The following is an 18,733-nucleotide window of genomic DNA, read 5'->3' on the forward strand; positions in this document are numbered from 1 at the left end:
TCTCCTGATCATTTACGGCGATTGTTCCCGTCAAGCCGTACAGGTGTCGCTAAATGCAACACCCTTTCCATCAGCCTTGCCGCCTTTACATCCTCTTTTTCTCCCCTTTGGGAATATGTGAAATGGTGTTTTAAATCATCTGGACTAAAGTTTGAAGAAAAAAATGTTGGCAGCTGTAGTGACATTCTGTGTTGAAGAATTGTACCCAGCACCTCATCCCTGACCCAGCTAGACATGGATTCCGCACCAATATCATCAAGCATAAGAACTGGCGTTGATTTGACCATATCAAGCTTCACTTCCAATGATTGATCATGAATAGCATTTTTCAATTCTCTGACAAACTCTGGAACATAGACAAGAACAGATGAATGATCATTTGCGGCAAGTTCATTAGCAATTGCAGCGAGCATAAAAGTTTTGCCTACCCCAAATTTACCGTGGAGATAAATTCCTTTTCCTTTGCCTGTTTCATGGTAAGTATGAAAAAATTCTGTCACAAGTTGAATAACCTTAAGCCTGCTCTGATCATCCCCATCAATATCCGCTAATGTAGCATCAAGTAAATCTCTTGGGATATAAATGCTTTTAATTAATGAACGTTGCCTTTCCAGTTCATCATATCTGCGCTTTTCGGGACAAATATCATACTGGACATCAATTGTTTTTCCATTTAGCATCAGCTTTGGATAGTAACCTTGAATCAAGTTTTTACATTCTTTAAGACCGGGACAATCATGGCAAGCTTTGCTTTGTTGTGTATATTCAAACAGCTTGTTTAAACTTCTGTCGATCATTGTTCGGTCCACTTCTGATTGATGGTTTTTTAAAAACTCTTGAACACCCTTATCAGAGAGAACCTTGTTTTTCATTTCTTCAAGTCGTTTTTGAAAATCAGGTCTTGTTGTCACACCTTGCAAAGCACGTTTTATCGGCTCCATATTTAGCTCACCTCACATTTTAAAGGGCAGAATGCTTTCTTAATTTTTTCACTTCTTCAAGCATCTTCTGTTTTTGCAGGTCAAAATCTTTATGGTTTGCTACATTCTCTTTAGTTTGGTCAGATTTATTTTCGGAAGTCTTGCTATCCTCTAACCAATCCGGCAGTTTTTCTTCTCTGATGACCCTTTTACTTTGATTAGTCTTTCTGTTCTTTCCTTTCGTACGCTCTAAATATTCACGGTGTGCTTCTTTGGCAAGCTTCATAGCTTCCCTTACTGTCTGCACCTGTTTTCTTGCCCAGTGGGAGGCAATGGTTTGAATATAGTTTTTCGAAAGCTTCATATCAGTTTTTAGCATCACGTAATAAATTAGAACATTTACGACACCTGGCGCTAACTTTTGGTCAAACATAATCTCTTCGACTATTTTCAATTCAGCTTTAGAAGGCTCTGCACCTTCACCGATATCTTGTAGCAATTTCCTTGGAGATACTCTTTCAAGCAGTGCGATTAAATCGTCTTCCTTTGATCTATTTGCTTGTTTTTCATTCGGTTGCTCACGTAACCTGAGCGGTTGCACTTTATCAACAAGTTCAGGTAACAAACCGTTTCTTTCGATCTGATACCAATCACTTGCTGCCTTTCTAAGTGCTTCTATCGTGATTGTATCATGTTCATCTATGGCAGACATCACAACACTTTGCATTTGCATAGGATCAATTCCATAAAGGAAAGCCAATTTTTTAATTGTTTCTTTCACCTGATCATTTAGTGCTTTTCTAGGTATTAGTGCCTCAGATAATCCTGCTAGAAACAAATCAAAATCAAACACATCATCTGTCACGGAAAGTGAACGACTTTGTCCCTCTTTTAAAAATTCTTGATCATCGCTAAGTTCCAATGTCTCCATCATATCATCAGACATTTTCCATTCGCTCGGTTGAACAGAAGAAAAGACGTCATTGAATGAACGAGTCATATCGCGAAATCCTTCAGGCACCGAAGGATGAGAAAAATATTCTTTTAGCTGCTGGTACCTCGTTTTACCGACACGATTATACAAAAATACATTCAGCATCCCGTCCTGAAAGAATTCATTTGGTCTTAGCGGAGGAATTAATTCATATATAAAAAGACGTTCGCTTTCCGATTCTTTTACATACGTCTTTAACAGTCCAATCCCCTCGAGTTTTCCTTTTTCAGAATGGATTGCTTTTAGGTTGGATTGCAGTGCACCCATTAGTTGTTTGTGGGTTGAGCTTTCCCCCCAAACACTGTTTTTTTCAAGCTCACCCCAAAGCGTAAAATACAGGCTGAGTGAAAAAGAGCCGATTAAAGGCTGATATAAAAGAGTGATGATTTGCCTATCCAAATCCTGTAGCAACCCATCACTTTTGACCATATAAGGATCAACAGGAAGCAAATCGTTCCAATAATTACTCATATCTTTACCAACCTTCCAATTCGTTTCTTGTCCCCATTTTACACTTTTTTTGTTCTTCAGTTCATGGTTTTGTCATGAGAAAAGAGCTGGAAAATCTTTCAGCTCTTTAACGTTCTTTCTTTATTAAATCCTTTAATTCATCGATGAACACATTAATATCTTTAAATTGGCGGTATACTGAAGCAAATCTGACATAGGCAACTTCATCAATTTTAGCCAGACGGTCCATCACCAACTCACCGATGCTTTCACTTTTCACTTCAGAAGCGCCTTGATTTCTGAGTTCTTTTTCAATCTCAAAACAAATATCTTCAAGCTGTTTTAAAGCGACAGGTCGTTTTTCACAAGCTTTGATTAACCCGCGGAGAATCTTCTCCCTGCTGAATTCTTCACGAATTCCTTCTTTTTTGACCACAATAAGCGGAATTTCTTCCACTTTTTCAAATGTAGTAAACCGATAATGGCATGATTCACATTCTCGTCTTCTGCGAATCGACCTGCTTTCGTCAACCGGACGGGAATCCAAAACCCTTGATCCGTTATGCTGACATGCTGGACACCTCATGTTTTCAGCTCCCTATTCAATTGTTTGTTAGGTATAGCAATGTCATGTTCTGATGGATCTGAGTGTCAAGTCAAACTGGTCTATAGGTTGTGATCACCCATTTTTACGGAAAACATTCTCAGCCCATGTACACTTCTCTCTCTATTTTATTAGAAATTCTCTATATTTCCAAGGAAAAACAGATAAAGAAAAAGGAGCGGACTTTTTAATCCGGCTCCTCCTTTGACATTAAAGTGCCTGTACTTTTGCCTGTTTTAGCTGAACAGGTCCCATGCCTCTCGGTATTTCAATGTTTTCTCTTGTTTCTGCTTTCAACTCATCTGCAATATGATCTGCAGCTACATTCGGATCTAAGTCTCCGCAAGTATAAACATCAATGCTGGCATATCCGTGTTCAGGAAAACTGTGGATGGTTAGATGTGACTCGGAGATAATGACCACACCGCTCACACCTTGTGGTGCAAATTTATGAAACGCAACCTCTCTTACCTCAGCACCTGACTTCAGTGCCGCATTTACAAACGTTTTTTCAATAAAATCCATGTCATTCAGCTTATCAAAATCGCATCCCCATAGTTCGGAGATAACGTGACGCCCCATTGTTTCCATAGCATGGACCCCCCTTAACAAGAATTAAAAAGTGAATTTCTAAGCAACTGAACCGGTCATTTACCACGGGGGAAAGTTAGTCCGGAGAGGTCCTAACCCTTTAAGTAATGCCGAAGCGCTCACGAACTAGAAGTTCACGAAAAATAGTATACTTTGTTTGATTCTTTTTTGCAAGGCGGTTTTGTTTAAATGTTGAATAAGGGGTTTTTTATTTTATCTCCGTCCATGCTTTTATTTTATACAGTTGATAGATGTTTCATTCTTAAAGCGACATATTTGATTAAATCAACAACCCGGCAGGAATATCCCCATTCGTTATCATACCATGCAAGCACTTTCATTTTTCTATTGTCCAGTACCATTGTTGAAAGACTATCGATAACGGCTGAATAAGGATTTGTATTAAAATCAGATGACACAAGCGGTTCATCGCAAACATCAATAATTCCTGCCATTGAACCTGCGGATGCCATTTGAAATACTTCGTTAATATTTTCAACTGTTACATCGCTTTTTAAATCTGCAACAAGATCAACAAGTGAAACATTAGAGACGGGAACCCTTAAAGCCAAGCCATGCATTTTCCCTTTTAAATGCGGCATAACAAGTGACAAAGCTTTCGCTGCTCCTGTAGTGGTCGGAATGATGGAAGAACCGCAAGCTCGTGCCCTTCTAAGATCCTTGTGTGGGTTGTCAATATTGTTTTGATCATTTGTAAAAGCGTGAACAGTTGTCACGAGACCGTTTTCAATCCCAAATGCATCATCAAGCACTTTGGCGACAGGTGCAAGACAATTCGTTGTGCAAGAAGCATTTGAAATAATCGTGTGCCGCTCCGCATCAAACTCACGCTCATTAACACCCATTACGATCGTAATGTCCTCATTCTTTCCAGGTGCAGTTAAGATGACTTTTTTTGCTCCTGCTTCAATATGGGCCGCCGCTTTTTCTTTTGTATTGAATTTTCCGGTTGCTTCCACAACAATATCGATTCCATGTTCTGACCAAGGTAGTAAGAGAGGGTTACGCTGATTGGTCAAGATCACTTTCTTACCGTTAATCAGAAGATAATCTTCCCCTGTATTTATATCAAGCTCAAAACGTCCATGATTTGTGTCATACTTTATTAAGTGAGCGAGTGTTTCCGCTGGATAGCTCGCATTAATGACTGCAATATCAATTTGTTCATCAAGCAGTGCTTTTCTAAAGACCATTCTGCCAATCCGGCCAAATCCGTTGATTGCAACTTTTACTTTCATCAACCAAACACCCCTTATTTTTTATGTCATTCCATATCATGTTTTATTCAAAATAAGTATAACACATTACGATTAATAATATATACCATTTATTTCTTCTACAGATAATTTTACTAAAAAAAAGCGAGTGCATATTTCGCACTCACTTTTTGCATTGATCAAACAGCTCTTCGAATTGTTGTTTTGTATTTTCTAAGCTACCGCTGTTATCAATAACCACATCAGCTTTTTCCTTTTTTCCATCAAGTGACAGCTGAGCATTTATTCGATTTTTTGCCTCTTCTTCTGTTAGCTGGTTTCTTTTCATCAGCCGTTCTAATTGAAGCTGTTTCGGCACCCAAACAACAAGCACTTTGTCTGTTAAAGATTCAAGCCCGCTCTCATATAAAAGTGGTATATCAAGAACGACAAATTGTTCATTCGCTTGAATTGCTTGGTCCCGTTGTTTGATCATCTCATTTCTCACTTCCGGATGAACGATCTCATTTAACTGTTTTCGTTTATCTTCGTTTGTAAACACAAGTGTACCAAGTTTCTTCCGATCGATCTCACCGTTATCAAGCAGGATCTTTTCACCGAATACCTCAATCATTTTTTGATAGGCTGCTTTTCCTTTTTCAACAACTTCTTTCGCAATTAAATCAGCATCAACAACTGTAATTCCTCGTTTTTGAAACATTTGTGCGACAGTACTTTTCCCGCTAGCAATTCCACCGGTTAAACCGATCACCAATGTCACAAACTCACATCCTTTCTTACAGTTTCCAAATTCCGATCATAATAAGTAATATCCCTGGAAGAAAAGTCAGTTTATTCATCCAGTTCCACCTTGATAAAAAACGACCCGCATGAATGCCCATGAATACAAACAAAGAGCTCATTATGGCTACTGTCAGACTCATTGGAACAGGTGCAAAACCTAAAGTAGCCGCTCCAATTCCCGCACCAAACGCGTCGATTGAAAGGGCAAAACCGAGCAGGACTGCTTCTATTCCGTTGATGATTCCAGATTTATCAATATCTGCACTCATCGGTGTTCTTAAAATTTGAATCACGATTCCAAGTGATTTAAATTCAAGGTTAATCAGTGTTTTTTCTGAGATTGAAATATCCTGCTCTTTTTCCGGTTTGAAAAACTGGTACAAAACCCAGACGCCAATTCCCATTAAAATAACCGCTCCAAGCCTTTCAGTAACAATGACAGGGAACATTTTAGAAAGAAATGACCCGATCATCATGGCCAGTACCATGACGGTTCCTGAGCAACAAGCGATAATTAAAATCGCTTTAAAAGGGAGTTTCAGCTTGCGTAATCCGTAAGTAAAACCGACTGAAAAACTGTCCAGGCTGACAGCGAATGCCAGCAGTAAGAAAGATGCAAACATCATATCCGGTTCTTCCTTTCTGTTGATAGCCTAGGAAACAGCTTTTATAGGCTTCTTATATATATGAGAAAAGAAAACCATCTGTGTATTGTTTAATCAAAAAGAAACAACACAAGAACCGGATTGATGATTTTTAACATTATTTTTTTTGACACTTGATGCAAAAATGAGTGCCTCGTCCTCCAACAACTGTTTTCCGAATGACTGTTCCACATTTTTTGCAAGGTTCGTCTTTCCTGCCGTAAACAAAAAGACGTAGCTGAAACATGCCGATTTCCCCTTGTGAATTAAGGTAAGACCTGACTGTACTTCCCCCTGCTTCAACAGCTTCTTTTAATGTCTGGATGATTTGTTCATGGAGACACTCTGTCTGCTTATATGTTAATTGATTTGCCTTTGTTTCAGGATGTATCCCTGCTCTAAACAGCGCTTCATCGACATAAATATTTCCTAATCCGACAACTGCGCGCTGGTCAAGCAATGCAGTTTTAACTGAACGGTTTGTTTTGCTGAGACGCTCTCTTAAATATCGAATCGTAAACTCGTCACTAAAAGGTTCCGGACCTAGCTGGCACAGAGGTAGCTCTGTCCTTTCTTCACCAGGTTTAAATACATGCATCGTACCAAATTTTCTAACATCCCGGTAGCGAAGCTCCGTTCCGTCTGTAAATTTGAAAATCACATGCACATGTTTATCAAGTGGTTCATCTTGTTGATGAAGTCCATATTTTCCTTCCATTCGTAAGTGGGAGACCATTACACAATGACCGAAGTGAAACAATAAAAATTTCCCTCTTCTGTCAATTGATTCAATGGTTTCTCCAACAAGGAGCCTTGCAAATTCTTCAGGATCTCCCGGACGTTTAATAATGTTTGCCCACTTGATTTCGATTGTAGCAATGGTTTTTCCTTTGACAAGTCCGGTAAGAGTGCGCCGGACAGTTTCAACCTCTGGCAGTTCCGGCACAAGATCACTTCCTTTTCGTTATTTCGCGTCATACCAAGAAGATCCTGATGCACTATCGACTTTAAGTGGAACATCGAGTTGCAGCGCATTCTCCATCACTTCAGGTACAAGCTTTTCTAGCACTTTGATCTCTTCTTCAGGCGCTTCAAAAATTAATTCATCGTGCACCTGCAATAATAGTTTAGCTTGAAGGTTTTCTTCTTTCAGCTTGGCCGCCATTTCAATCATGGCTTTTTTAATAATATCTGCGGCACTTCCTTGTATCGGTGTGTTCATCGCTGTCCTCTCGGCAAAGCTGCGCAGGTTAAAGTTTCTGCTAGTAAGCTCAGGAATATATCTTCTTCTGCTCAATAGTGTTGTCACATAACCTTTTTGTTTTGCATCTTGAACAGTTTCTTCCATATATTCTTTAACACCCGAAAAGCTGTCAAAATAACGTTCAATAAATGCAGCCGCTTCTTTTCTTGTAATTCCGAGGTTTTGCGATAGTCCATAATCACTAATCCCGTAAACAATTCCGAAATTGACAGCTTTCGCTTGTCTTCTCATCGCCCCTGTCACTTCTGATTCAGAAACATGAAATACATCCATCGCTGTTTTTGTGTGAACATCCATATCATTTGTAAATGCTTCAATTAAGTTTTTGTCCTTCGAAATATGTGCCAACACTCTTAACTCGATTTGGGAGTAATCCGCTGCAAACATCAGCCAGCCTTTTTGTGAAGGAACAAATGCTTGGCGAATTTTCCGTCCTTCCTCAAGACGAATCGGGATATTTTGCAAGTTAGGGTCAGTTGAGCTAAGCCTTCCTGTCTGCGTTAATGCTTGATTAAAACGAGTATGCACCTTACAAGTATCTTTACGAATTACTTTTAAAAGCCCTTCAACATATGTCGACTGTAGCTTACCAATCTGTCTGTAGTGAAGAATATCTTCGATGATGATATGCTTGTCACGAAGCTTTTCTAAAACATCTGCTGATGTAGAAAAGCCTGTTTTTGTTTTTTTGATGACCGGAAGCCCAAGTTTTTCAAACAAGATCACACCAAGCTGTTTAGGTGAATTAATATTAAAAGTTTCTCCCGCTGATTCATGAATTCGTTTTTCGTACTCTTTCAGTTTTCCTGTCAATTCCTCACCCATGTTTTTGAGTCTGTCAACATCAACTTGAACACCGATCGACTCCATTTCGCCAAGAATGTGGGCAAGCGGCATTTCAAGCTCTTCAAACAGTGCCAACTGCTTGTTTTTTTCCAGTTCTTCTAACAGTTTTTCATGGAGCATTGAAATGGCTTGTCCTTTCCTAGCTAAATGAACAGCAAGTTCGTTTTCACTGGGAACGGCTTGTTTGGCCCCTTTTCCGTAGACCGCTTCATCTGAGGAAACAATTTTCAATTGATATTCCCTTGCAACACTTGCGACATCATCAAATGAATGGCCTGGATTGATAATGTATGCAGCAAGCAGTGCATCAAACTCAGCTCCTCTCAGTTCAATTCCTTGCCAACGCAAGGCGACAACAGCGCGTTTAGCATCAAATACCCATTTCTGTTTCGTTTCATCCTCAACCCATTTTTTAAAATCTTCAGAGTTGATGGCAATGTCTTTAGGAAGAAAGAAAGCGCCATTTTGATTAACAATGGAAAAACCAAGAATCTCTGCTTCATGATAGTTATCTCCGAGCTGTTCGACTACAAATGAAGCAGGTGAAGCAAATAAATCATTTGTGATGCTGGTCACCATGTTTACATCGATCTCTTCAAACTGTTCCTCCCTTGATTGTTCCGGGTCTTCACCGATCCGCTCAAGTAAAGAGTTAAAACCAAGATCTTTGTATATTTTCAAAACAGCTTCCCTATCAAAACCTTCATATTCAAGACCGTTCAAACGAATATCGAGTGGGGCTTCTGTCATAATCGTTGCAAGCTGTTTGCTCATTAAAGCCTGCTCTTGAAATTCAGCCAGCTTTTCTTTTAATTTTTTTCCGCTTACCTCATCGATAGATGATAGAAGTTCCTCAACAGTGTGAAATTGCTTTAATAATTTGATCGCTGTTTTTTCCCCGACGCCTGGTACGCCTGGTATATTGTCTGATGTGTCTCCCATTAAACCTTTCATATCAATGATTTGCTCAGGGGTCAGCCCATATTTTTCCTGAACATGATCAGGTGTATAATATTCAACATCTGTGATCCCTTTTTTCGTAATGGCTACGGTTGTCTCTTTTGTTGCAAGTTGTGTTAAATCCTTATCACCGGAGAAAATCTTAACTTCAAAACCGTCTTTTTCAGCAGATTTGGCTAGTGTTCCAATAATATCATCAGCCTCATAATGTTCAAGTTCATATCTGGCGATGCGGTGGGCATCTAAGAGTTCATGAATAAACGGCATTTGTTCTGAAAGTTCAGGGGGTGTCTTCTGCCTGCCTCCTTTATATTCTTTAAATGTTTTATGTCTGAATGTCGTCTTTCCTGCATCAAAAGCAACAAGCATATGGGTCGGTTTTTCTTCTTCTAGCATTTTCATTAAGATCATCGTAAAGCCGTATACTGCATTTGTATGTATTCCTTTTTCATTGCTGAGAAGAGGCAATGCGTAAAAGGCACGATAAGCCAAGCTATTTCCGTCAACCAGCACCATTTTTTTTCTGTTCGTCATCTTGATCCTCCTAAAAAGCCCTTATAAGAACTTCCATCGTCTTCATATTGATCTATTGTTTATTTTAGCAAAGTTCATTTTGAAAGGAAAATTGTTGAGAAAACAAAAAAAAGGACGCGAGTACTCTCGCGCCCGTCCAATTGGCTCCTTGGATGAAGGGGTTCACTGATATATTATCAATGAAGTTTTAATCGTGTATATGAAAGGTGTTAAGCCTTTGTAAAGATTGTTAACGTTCTCCACGTTTTAAGCGAACGGTAAAAATAGTACCTTCTCCTTGCTCACTTTCAACATCGATTTCTCCATGGTGTGCTTCAACCAGATGTTTGACGATCGCAAGACCAAGGCCTGTGCCTCCTGAATTTCTGCTTCTATCTTTATCAATTCTATAAAAGCGCTCAAAAATTCTTGAGATTTCTTCATGTTTGATGCCAATGCCTGTGTCCTTCACTTTAACTTGCACCACACTCTGTAAGACTTCAGCTGAAATGGTTACAGTCCCATTTTCTGATGTGTATGTCAAGGCATTATTGACTAAATTTAAAAAAATTTGCTTTAATCTGTGAGGATCTCCAGAAGCAAGTGCCGTTTCTTTCGGTTTGTTCAACTTCAGTACGATCTTTTTTTCCTCAGCTTTACTTTTTAATAGCATTTCAATTTCTTCAAGTAATTCACCGATATCACACTCTTGAATATTTAAAGTAAAGGTTTGCTGCTCAATTTTGGAAAGATCTAAAAGATCTTGAATGAGGGTTTCAAGACGTCCGCTTTCTTTTAAAATAATCGAGAGAAATTGCTGCAGCGTTTCTCGTTCATTCATCGCCCCATCTAACAGTGTTTCAGTAAATCCTTTGATCGAAGTAATTGGCGTTTTTAATTCGTGGGAAACATTCGCAACAAAATCTTTTCTCATCTCTTCAAGCTGTTTTCTCTCTGTCATATCATGGAAAACAAGAACAATCCCTTTCCATTCATCATTAATACCGATAATCGGAACCCCATCAATTTCAAAATATCTTCTTTCAATCTTAATCGGCAGATGAAACATTTTGCGGACTTTTGTTTCGGTCATAAAAATTGCTTCGATGAGATCGATGATTTCTTCATGTTCCAACACTTCGTGATAAAAGTGGTAAAGAAGCTGGTCAGCTTCAACATGGAATTGCTTTTGATAAGCTCGATTCACTAAATGAATATAGCCTTTTCCGTCAATTAAAATCAGTCCGGAATCGATATTTTCAATCACAGTTTGCAGGCGATCCCGTTGCATTTCCTGTGCTCTTGTCATGTCTTGCAAATTTTGAGCAAGCATATTAATCGACTGGCTAAGCATTGTCTCATCTTCATTATATGTCCTTGCTTTATAATTTCCTTTTGCAAGCTCAATTGCAACTTGAGTTGCCGATTCAATCGGATTTGTATATTGAGAAGTGATTCTTGCACCAAGCCCAGCTATAATGAGAAAAGCCGTTCCAAGACTAACGCCAAGAAGAATCCAAATCTTTTGATCGATATCATGTAACGGTTCAATCGTTGAACGAATCAACATGTAGCCGTGTAGTTTTCCACTATCCTTTAATGGTTGCACATAGTGAAAGATTGATTCGTCATCAGTCTTTATTTGAAAACCTTCTTCTTTATCGTTTTCTATTATTTGTTTGATCACATGACCTTCAGGATATTTTCCATCATGAAAAAGAACCCGACCTTTTGTATCGATAACTGAGATATCACTATCCAGTTCTCGGCTTGTTTTTTTTAATAACGCAATTTGCTTTTGAGATGTAAGCTGCTCAGTATCGACCAATGAAGAAATCAAGCTAGTTTCTTCTTCAATATGATGAATTAGTTTTGCGTCGTAATTTGTGTGAAACAAATGCACAAGAAGAAAACCGAGTGATGCAAATACAAAAATCAGGAGCGTTAAAAGGGCCGCTAAAAGTCGCGTCCGAAATTTAATCATTCAGTTTCGGCTCCTCCATTTTGTAACCCAAACCTCTGATTGTTTTTATGTATTGAGGTTTTTTCGTGTTTTGTTCTATTTTGTCACGCAAATGGCTAATATGGACATCGACAATCCGCGTATCTCCGGCAAAGTCATAATTCCAAACCGCATTCAAAAGCAGGTCTCTCGTCAACACTCTTCCTTTATGTTTTCCAAGATAAAGCAACAACTCAAATTCCTTCGGTGTCAGTTCAAGCCGCTCATCTTGAAAATATACCTCATAATGTTCCGGTAGTATTTTAAGGTCGCCAATCAAAAGTTCGGATGCATCCGTTTCTTCTGCTTCATCAGGCAGAACAGCGACCGACTGCGTTCTTCTTAAAATTGCTTTGACTCTTGCAGTAACCTCCCGCGGACTGAACGGTTTTGTCATATAATCATCGGCTCCGAGTTCAAGTCCTAGCACTTTATCAAATTCATCGTCTTTTGCAGTCAGCATTAAAATCGGATACATGAGTTTTTGCTGTCTCAATTCCTTACAAACTTCAATACCATCCATTTTTGGCAACATAAGATCGAGCACAATTAAATCAGGCTTCTCTTCGATGGCTTTTAATAAGCCGCTCTCTCCATCCATAGCTGTCACCACATGATAGCCGGACCGTTCAAGATTATATTTAAGAAGTGTCACAATCGATTCTTCATCATCAACAACTAATATTTTTTTGCTCATGACATGCCTCCAGGCTTTATATTTCCCCGACATCTCTATCTCTATCTCTATCTGTATTCTTATTTTAACGAACTTCGACCTGTTCGACAATTTGAATTTTTATTTAATTAATCCGATCACCGTTTTATTGTATGTTCGGGTAGATGATTATGAATAGATATATGCTCTGGGGGCATGTTTATGTCTTGTTTTTCAATTGATTACATATATTCAATCCGTACTCGTGTTCAGAAGGTACTACGACATCTGCTGATTTCTGAAAAGATAAACAGATATGACGAATGAACAATCTCTTTTTAAAGTTAGATGACAAGACAAAAGAGATAATCATAAATTTATTAAGAGACATAAAAAGCGAAGATCCAAAAATGTTTAGCAATGCTGTAGATGAAGTATTAAAAGCAATATAATGAAAGCCACCTTAATTGCCTAAAGACCTTTTTGGTGGTTTTAAGGGTTTGTCAAGAAAAGTGTGTAAAAGAGAGAGCGTACGGCTCTACTTCTCAGTTTAGTTTTTTTATTGTTAAACTATGAATATACAGCAAAAACCTTTAGCGTCGCTGAGCATGCACTAACCGCCTATAAAACAACGAAAGGCATACAAGGGCGGAAACGGTCGCATACGGCTTTGTCGCTTCAAATGGGGCTGTCCTCTGAATAAAAATTGGGGAATTTGCTCGCTTTCCGCAGGAGTCTCGCAATTCCCCCTGATTTATGTTGAAAAAGGACTTTTTAGACAGCTCCTTCATAGGTAAAGATATGCTTGGTGAGAAAGTCTCAGCGGAAAAACAGCAAGGACTGAAGTGGCAAAATGGAGAGCGCAAAATAAGTACACTTGACACGAGCTTGATGATGGTAAAACCATGCAATTATTTCTGAGGAGTATTCATTCTAAATTTAGGCATCTTGGTGGTTTAGTGAAGTAAAATAAGAAAGGGTAATTACCTAAAAATGAAAAAAGACGAATTGTTTGGAGAAATTGTTTATGAAGATTCGTGGACAAGAATGGCATAAATAACAATGTTTGACAAAAAACGAAAAATACTTTTGAACATTTATGGTGAAGAGAATGAGGAGATTACTCAGAACCAAAGGGATGCGTTTTCACAATTTCATGCAAGTATGCCCATCGTAATAAAGGAAAGTGAGGAAGAGGTTTTCAAGTATTATTTAGAAAACTTTGAAGATCACAGGGCGATGCAAAGTGATAGTGAAGAAGTAGAAAAAAATGCTCCTACAATTTCATCAATAGAAGAACTAGGGAAACTTGTAACGCTAACATGCTTATTAATTAGATATGATTTTGAAGATGGAGTTAGAAGAGTAGGGATATTATGTGATTGCACTTGGGAACCAGAACATGGATTAGGAATTAGTATTGAGAATGAAAAAGTAATAGAAGTAGGACTTCAAGATATTGTACTATAATATTTTAAATCAGAAGCGGTTATTCATTTGACAACGAGATTCGATTAAGGTTATATCTTCAGAAGTTGCTATAAAACTAGCATAAGCTGATATGATAAATTACTAGAAATGAACAATAACGCTGTGCATAAGTAACAAACTATTAAACTTAGATAACAATAAACAAAAAGCACGCAGCAGGTGTTTTTGTTTTTGCTTGGGGGCTTTCCCATAAGTCGATTTTTGACTCCCTTTAAGATTTTTTCAAAGTTGTGTTGCGCACACCAAATTAGACCTAATGAAATAATTATTTTTTCGCTAGCCAATTATCTTCAAGGAGGGCGACTCCTTTCTCTTCTGCTCGCATCGAAGCCATTTATACGGCAATATGTATATATCATAGTCTTGAAAGAACCGTTCTAACGTTTTGGAATATACACCTGTTGCTTCAAAAATCATTTCAGGTCTTGTCCATCTCGATGAGTTAGGGCTTGAAGTATTCTATGAAGTTGTTCAAAAGAGGGGCGATTATGGTCAATCTCTTTTTCTGCTCACATTGACGATACTGATTGTAAATAACCATTGGACTTTTGCCCATACTGACATCAAGGGCGACTACATGTTTCATTATCTTCCGCTTTTTTAGCCAACCATAAAAGCCTTATCGATTCCATTTTCTTATACACGGTCTCAGAGGGCCTGACATATATAGTGCGGACTCTAAATGGTCTCGGGGCTGTTCGTCCTTTCTTCACTTCTGCTATAAAAAATAGTAGCACAAACCACAGTCTTGGTCTGCGCTACTAATGTCAGTATGTTTTTTGTTTAGCAGTTATCAAACACTTTCTTTAACCCTTTGTGCCTCAAATCTAGTCCTTTAGACACTTCCTGTCCGAATACTTAAGAGAGCACTTTCATGACGTTTTTAACGGATTGAACAGATTGATCAAGCTGTTTCTTTTCATCTTCCATCAGTTCCAGTTCAATGATCTTTTCAAGACCGTTTCCACCGATAATTGTTGGTACTCCTAGATAGATTCCATTGTAGCCATATTCACCTTCAAGATAAGCAATTGTCGGTAAAACGCGACGTTGATCTTTCAAGATTGCCTCAACCATTTCAGTTAAGGAAGCAGCAGGAGCATAATAGGCACTACCGTTTCCTAGCAGATTTACAATCTCTCCTCCGCCTTTTCTTGTCCTTTCAACAATTGCATCAATGCGATCTTTTGGAAGAAGTGTTTCCAGCGGGATTCCGCCTGCATATGAGTAACGGACCAGTGGGACCATATCATCTCCATGTCCACCTAGTACAAAACCTGTGATATCTTTGACAGAAAGGTTTAGTTCTTCAGCAACAAACGTTCTGAATCGTGCTGTATCCAATACCCCTGATTGACCAATAACCCGTTCTTTTGGAAAACCAGATTCTTTGTATACGGCATATGTCATCGCATCAACAGGATTGGTCAAGACGATAATCATACATTCAGGTGAATATTTGACGATCTCTTTTGTTACACTTCTCATAATTTTTTCATTCGTTGCGACAAGGTCATCACGGCTCATTCCCGGTTTTCTGGCGATTCCCGCGGTAATGACGACAATATCTGAATCAGCTGTATCTTCATAATTCGCCGTCCCTTTAATACTAGCATCAAACCCTTGAACAGGACTAGCTTCTAACATATCCAGTGCTTTCCCCTTTGTAGGATTCTCCAGTTGAGGAATGTCAACCAATACGACATCAGCCAACTCTTTTTGAGCTGTTAAAAATGCAGTTGTTGCACCTGTAAAACCAGCTCCAATCACAGATACTTTATTACGCTTCTTTCCCATGTTTCTCTACCCCTTTTAGTTGTTATTGTCACAGTTTATTACATGTTTTTAATGAGTTCATCCCCAAACTCAGAACATTTGACTTCTGTTGCACCTTCCATCAAGCGCGCAAAGTCATAAGTGACTACTTTAGACGCAATTGTTTTTTCCATCGCTTTTATAACGAGATCTGCAGCCTCATTCCAGTTTAAATGTTCAAGAAGCAAAACGCCAGAAAGAATAACCGAAGATGGATTCACCTTGTCAAGCCCAGCATATTTAGGAGCAGTTCCGTGAGTCGCTTCAAAAATAGCGTGTCCAGTTTCATAATTGATGTTTGCTCCAGGTGCAATCCCAATTCCACCAACTTGAGCTGCAAGGGCATCAGAAATATAATCACCATTTAAATTCATTGTTGCCACAACATCGAATTCAGCTGGGCGAGTCAAAATTTGTTGAAGGAAAATATCAGCGATGCTGTCTTTGATAATGATTTTCCCAGCTGCTTCAGCTTCACTTTGCGCCTGATTAGCTGCATCTTTGCCATCCTTTTCAGCAATGCGATCATACTCCGCCCATGTAAACACTTGATCGGCAAATTCTTTTTCAGCTACCTCATATCCCCAATTTTTAAAGGCACCTTCAGTATACTTCATGATATTTCCTTTATGAACAAGGGTCACAGATTTGCGGTCGTTTTCAATTGCATATTCAATTGCAGCTCTAACAAGTCTTGATGTTCCTTCTTCTGAGACCGGTTTAATTCCGATTCCTGAAGTTTCTGGAAAACGGATTTTATTAACGCCAAGTTCATTTTTTAGGAAAGTAATTAATTTCTCAACCTCTTTGGAGCCTTTGGCATATTCAATGCCAGCATAAATATCTTCTGTATTTTCGCGAAAGATGACCATATCCGTATCTTCAGGACGCTTAACAGGAGAAGGTACACCGGTGAAGTAGCGAACCGGCCTTAAACACGTAAACAAATCAAGTTCCTGTCTGAGTGCGACGTTCAATGAACGAATTCCGCCTCCCACCGGAGTTGTTAAAGGACCTTTAATTGCGATAAAGTACTCACGAATGGTGTCCAGTGTTTCTTTCGGAAGCCATTCACCTGTTTTGTTGAACGCTTTTTCTCCAGCATATACTTCTTTCCAGGTGATTTTCTTCTCACCTTTATACGCTTTTTCTACAGCTGCTTCTAAAACTTTTGAAGCAGCTCTCCAAATATCAGGGCCTGTTCCATCCCCTTCAATAAACGGGATAATTGGATGATTTGGAACATTTAATACTCCGCTAGAGACTGTAATTTTTTCACCTTGTGTCACGATAAAACCTCCCATAAAATATGTAATAAACTTCGGTATTCATAGTTTAAAAAGAACAGTGAAAGAGGCCAGCCAAATATTACGGCAACCTCCTGCGCAAATTATCAGCTTCTTTCCTCAATCGGAATGAATGTCTGCATGTTTGGTCCTGTGTAATCAGCCCGCGGGCGTATTAAGCGGTTATTTTCATATTGTTCTAGAATATGAGCTAACCAACCTGATACTCTGCTAATGGCGAAAATTGGTGTAAACAGGTCATGATCGATTCCCAAGCTATGATAAACTGATGCCGAGTAAAAGTCTACATTTGGCGGCAGCTTTTTTTCTGATCTGACGATTTCCTCTGCCCGTTCAGATATCTCAAACCATTTGCTCTCACCGGTTAAATTCGTTAACCGCCTGCTCATTTCCTTCAAGTGTTTTGCCCGTGGATCTCCTTGACGGTAGACGCGATGACCGAAACCCATAATCTTTTCTTTTTTTCTGAGTTTAGCTCGTATATACGGCTCTGCGTTTTCCACTTCTCCGATTTCTGCAAGCATTTTCATGACGGCTTCATTTGCGCCGCCGTGCAGTGGACCTTTTAAAGCGCTAATAGCGGCTGTTACACCTGAATAAATATCTGAAAGTGTAGCCACACATACCCTAGCTGTAAAAGTAGATGCATTCAGCTCATGATCAGCATGAAGAATCAATGCTTTATCAAAAGCTTCCACTTCAACAGGTGTAGGTTCTTTTCCATTTAACATGTAGAGAAAATTTGCGGCAAAGCTAAGCTTAGGGTTTGGTTCGATAGGGTCAAGTCCTTTGCGGATTCTTGAAAAAGCAGCGACAATTCCCGGCATCTTTGCTTGCAGACGTACTGCTTTCCTGTAATTTGCATCCGCATCCATTTGATCCGCGTCTTCGTCCAATAGGCCCAATAATGAAACGGCTGTACGAAGCGCTGCCATCGGATGGACTTTCTCATTGGTACAGGATTTAAAATGATCGATTAGCTGTTTGGGGATGCCAGCTTGATCTGAAAGTTGGTGTTTGAGCTCAGCAAGCTCCTCTTTGTTTGGCAACCTTAAATGCCAAAGCAAATAAATGATTTCTTCAAAACTGGCTTTTTCCGTCAATTCATCAATATTATACCCTACATATGTAAGGGTATCATCAATAATTGAACTAACTGATGATGAAGTAGCGACTACCCCTTCTAGTCCGCGAGTTGCTGTCATATACATCTCTCCCTTTTTTAAGTTTCCCCTATAAAAAATAAAACTGCAGTACGGAGTGATGACAATGCAACATGGTACACTCTCTTTTTTACCCCAAAAAGAAAATGCTTTCATTATTTTGTTTTACAAATAAAACAATCATGTTGTCATATCCCATTCAATCCTCCGATCAGCTTAATGAAGATTAAGCTTATTTTTATTATAAACAATTATCAGATAAATTTGTAGGTTTTTAACCGAAAATGCTTATAAGGCTTAATGAATCAATGATTTCACTTCACTCATCACAGTCAAATCCCTTGTTGAATCATGTCTGATTCCGTATTTATTTGCAGAAATTTTTAATAGAAAGATTTTAATAATTGTGAACAAACGCAACTCTTTTGTTTTTCAATATAAGAAAAATTTATTTCTTTATATAATTTTTACCTATAATAAATTTTTGAACTTC

The 18,733-nt window shown here is 38.7% G+C and carries 15 protein-coding genes; 1 reads left to right on the top strand and 14 read right to left on the bottom strand.

From position 1 onward, the window contains the following. Positions 1 to 8 precede the first annotated feature (8 nt). The 11 genes from dnaI to HOO54_RS16010 all read right to left on the bottom strand — a co-directional run bounded on the left by dnaI (position 9) and on the right by HOO54_RS16010 (position 12,506). Positions 9 to 941, bottom strand: coding sequence for a primosomal protein DnaI (gene dnaI, locus HOO54_RS15960; protein WP_172296963.1), 933 nt, complete (start codon positions 939 to 941; stop codon positions 9 to 11). Between the two features lie 19 nt (positions 942 to 960). Further along, positions 961 to 2,385, bottom strand: a complete 1,425-nt coding sequence (dnaB, locus tag HOO54_RS15965) for a replicative helicase loading/DNA remodeling protein DnaB (RefSeq protein ID WP_172296965.1) — start codon at positions 2,383 to 2,385, stop codon at positions 961 to 963. Between the two features lie 106 nt (positions 2,386 to 2,491). Then, entirely contained in the window at positions 2,492 to 2,950 is a 459-nt protein-coding gene (nrdR, locus tag HOO54_RS15970) for a transcriptional regulator NrdR (RefSeq protein WP_172296967.1), read from the bottom strand. A 228-nt stretch (positions 2,951 to 3,178) separates the two neighbouring features. Beyond that, complete coding sequence (gene speD, locus HOO54_RS15975) at positions 3,179 to 3,559, bottom strand: adenosylmethionine decarboxylase (RefSeq protein ID WP_172296969.1); 381 nt, start codon at positions 3,557 to 3,559, stop codon at positions 3,179 to 3,181. Between the two features lie 236 nt (positions 3,560 to 3,795). Further along, on the bottom strand, positions 3,796 to 4,818 hold the full coding sequence (locus HOO54_RS15980) for a glyceraldehyde-3-phosphate dehydrogenase (protein ID WP_172296971.1): 1,023 nt from the start codon (positions 4,816 to 4,818) through the stop codon (positions 3,796 to 3,798). A 142-nt stretch (positions 4,819 to 4,960) separates the two neighbouring features. Next, positions 4,961 to 5,557, bottom strand: a complete 597-nt coding sequence (coaE, locus tag HOO54_RS15985) for a dephospho-CoA kinase (protein WP_172296973.1) — start codon at positions 5,555 to 5,557, stop codon at positions 4,961 to 4,963. Positions 5,558 to 5,573: 16 nt separating this feature from the next. Further along, positions 5,574 to 6,206 (bottom strand): sporulation membrane protein YtaF, encoded by a 633-nt coding sequence (ytaF, locus tag HOO54_RS15990; RefSeq protein ID WP_172296975.1) that lies wholly within the window; start codon positions 6,204 to 6,206, stop codon positions 5,574 to 5,576. 136 nt (positions 6,207 to 6,342) lie between these two features. Next, positions 6,343 to 7,170, bottom strand: a complete 828-nt coding sequence (gene mutM, locus HOO54_RS15995; protein WP_172296977.1) for a DNA-formamidopyrimidine glycosylase — start codon at positions 7,168 to 7,170, stop codon at positions 6,343 to 6,345. A gap of 18 nt (positions 7,171 to 7,188) precedes the next feature. Continuing rightward, the gene (polA, locus tag HOO54_RS16000) at positions 7,189 to 9,828 is read right to left on the bottom strand and encodes a DNA polymerase I (RefSeq protein ID WP_172296979.1); all 2,640 of its coding nucleotides are present in this window, start codon (positions 9,826 to 9,828) and stop codon (positions 7,189 to 7,191) included. Positions 9,829 to 10,057: 229 nt separating this feature from the next. Beyond that, positions 10,058 to 11,791 carry a two-component system histidine kinase PnpS gene (pnpS, locus tag HOO54_RS16005; protein WP_172296981.1) on the bottom strand — a complete coding sequence of 578 codons (1,734 nt, stop codon included), beginning with the start codon at positions 11,789 to 11,791 and terminating at the stop codon, positions 10,058 to 10,060. Next, positions 11,784 to 12,506, bottom strand: coding sequence for a response regulator transcription factor (locus tag HOO54_RS16010; protein ID WP_172296983.1), 723 nt, complete (start codon positions 12,504 to 12,506; stop codon positions 11,784 to 11,786). Before HOO54_RS16010 ends, pnpS begins: the two co-directional genes overlap by 8 nt. Before the next feature lie 1,020 nt (positions 12,507 to 13,526). Here HOO54_RS16010 and HOO54_RS16015 point away from each other — a divergent pair. Then, positions 13,527 to 13,934, top strand: coding sequence for a DUF6985 domain-containing protein (locus HOO54_RS16015; protein WP_172296985.1), 408 nt, complete (start codon positions 13,527 to 13,529; stop codon positions 13,932 to 13,934). Between the two features lie 879 nt (positions 13,935 to 14,813). Here the strand turns inward: HOO54_RS16015 and mdh are convergent. The 3 genes from mdh to citZ all read right to left on the bottom strand — a co-directional run bounded on the left by mdh (position 14,814) and on the right by citZ (position 18,282). After that, positions 14,814 to 15,752: a malate dehydrogenase gene (gene mdh / locus HOO54_RS16020; protein ID WP_172296987.1), complete on the bottom strand. Its 939-nt coding sequence runs from the start codon at positions 15,750 to 15,752 to the stop codon at positions 14,814 to 14,816. Positions 15,753 to 15,790: 38 nt separating this feature from the next. Continuing rightward, positions 15,791 to 17,059 (bottom strand): NADP-dependent isocitrate dehydrogenase, encoded by a 1,269-nt coding sequence (gene icd / locus HOO54_RS16025; protein WP_172296989.1) that lies wholly within the window; start codon positions 17,057 to 17,059, stop codon positions 15,791 to 15,793. A gap of 104 nt (positions 17,060 to 17,163) precedes the next feature. Continuing rightward, complete coding sequence (gene citZ / locus HOO54_RS16030) at positions 17,164 to 18,282, bottom strand: citrate synthase (protein ID WP_172296991.1); 1,119 nt, start codon at positions 18,280 to 18,282, stop codon at positions 17,164 to 17,166. Positions 18,283 to 18,733: the final 451 nt, after the last annotated feature.

The organism is Bacillus sp. WMMC1349 (assembly GCF_013155385.1).
Classification (GTDB): domain Bacteria; phylum Bacillota; class Bacilli; order Bacillales; family Bacillaceae; genus Bacillus.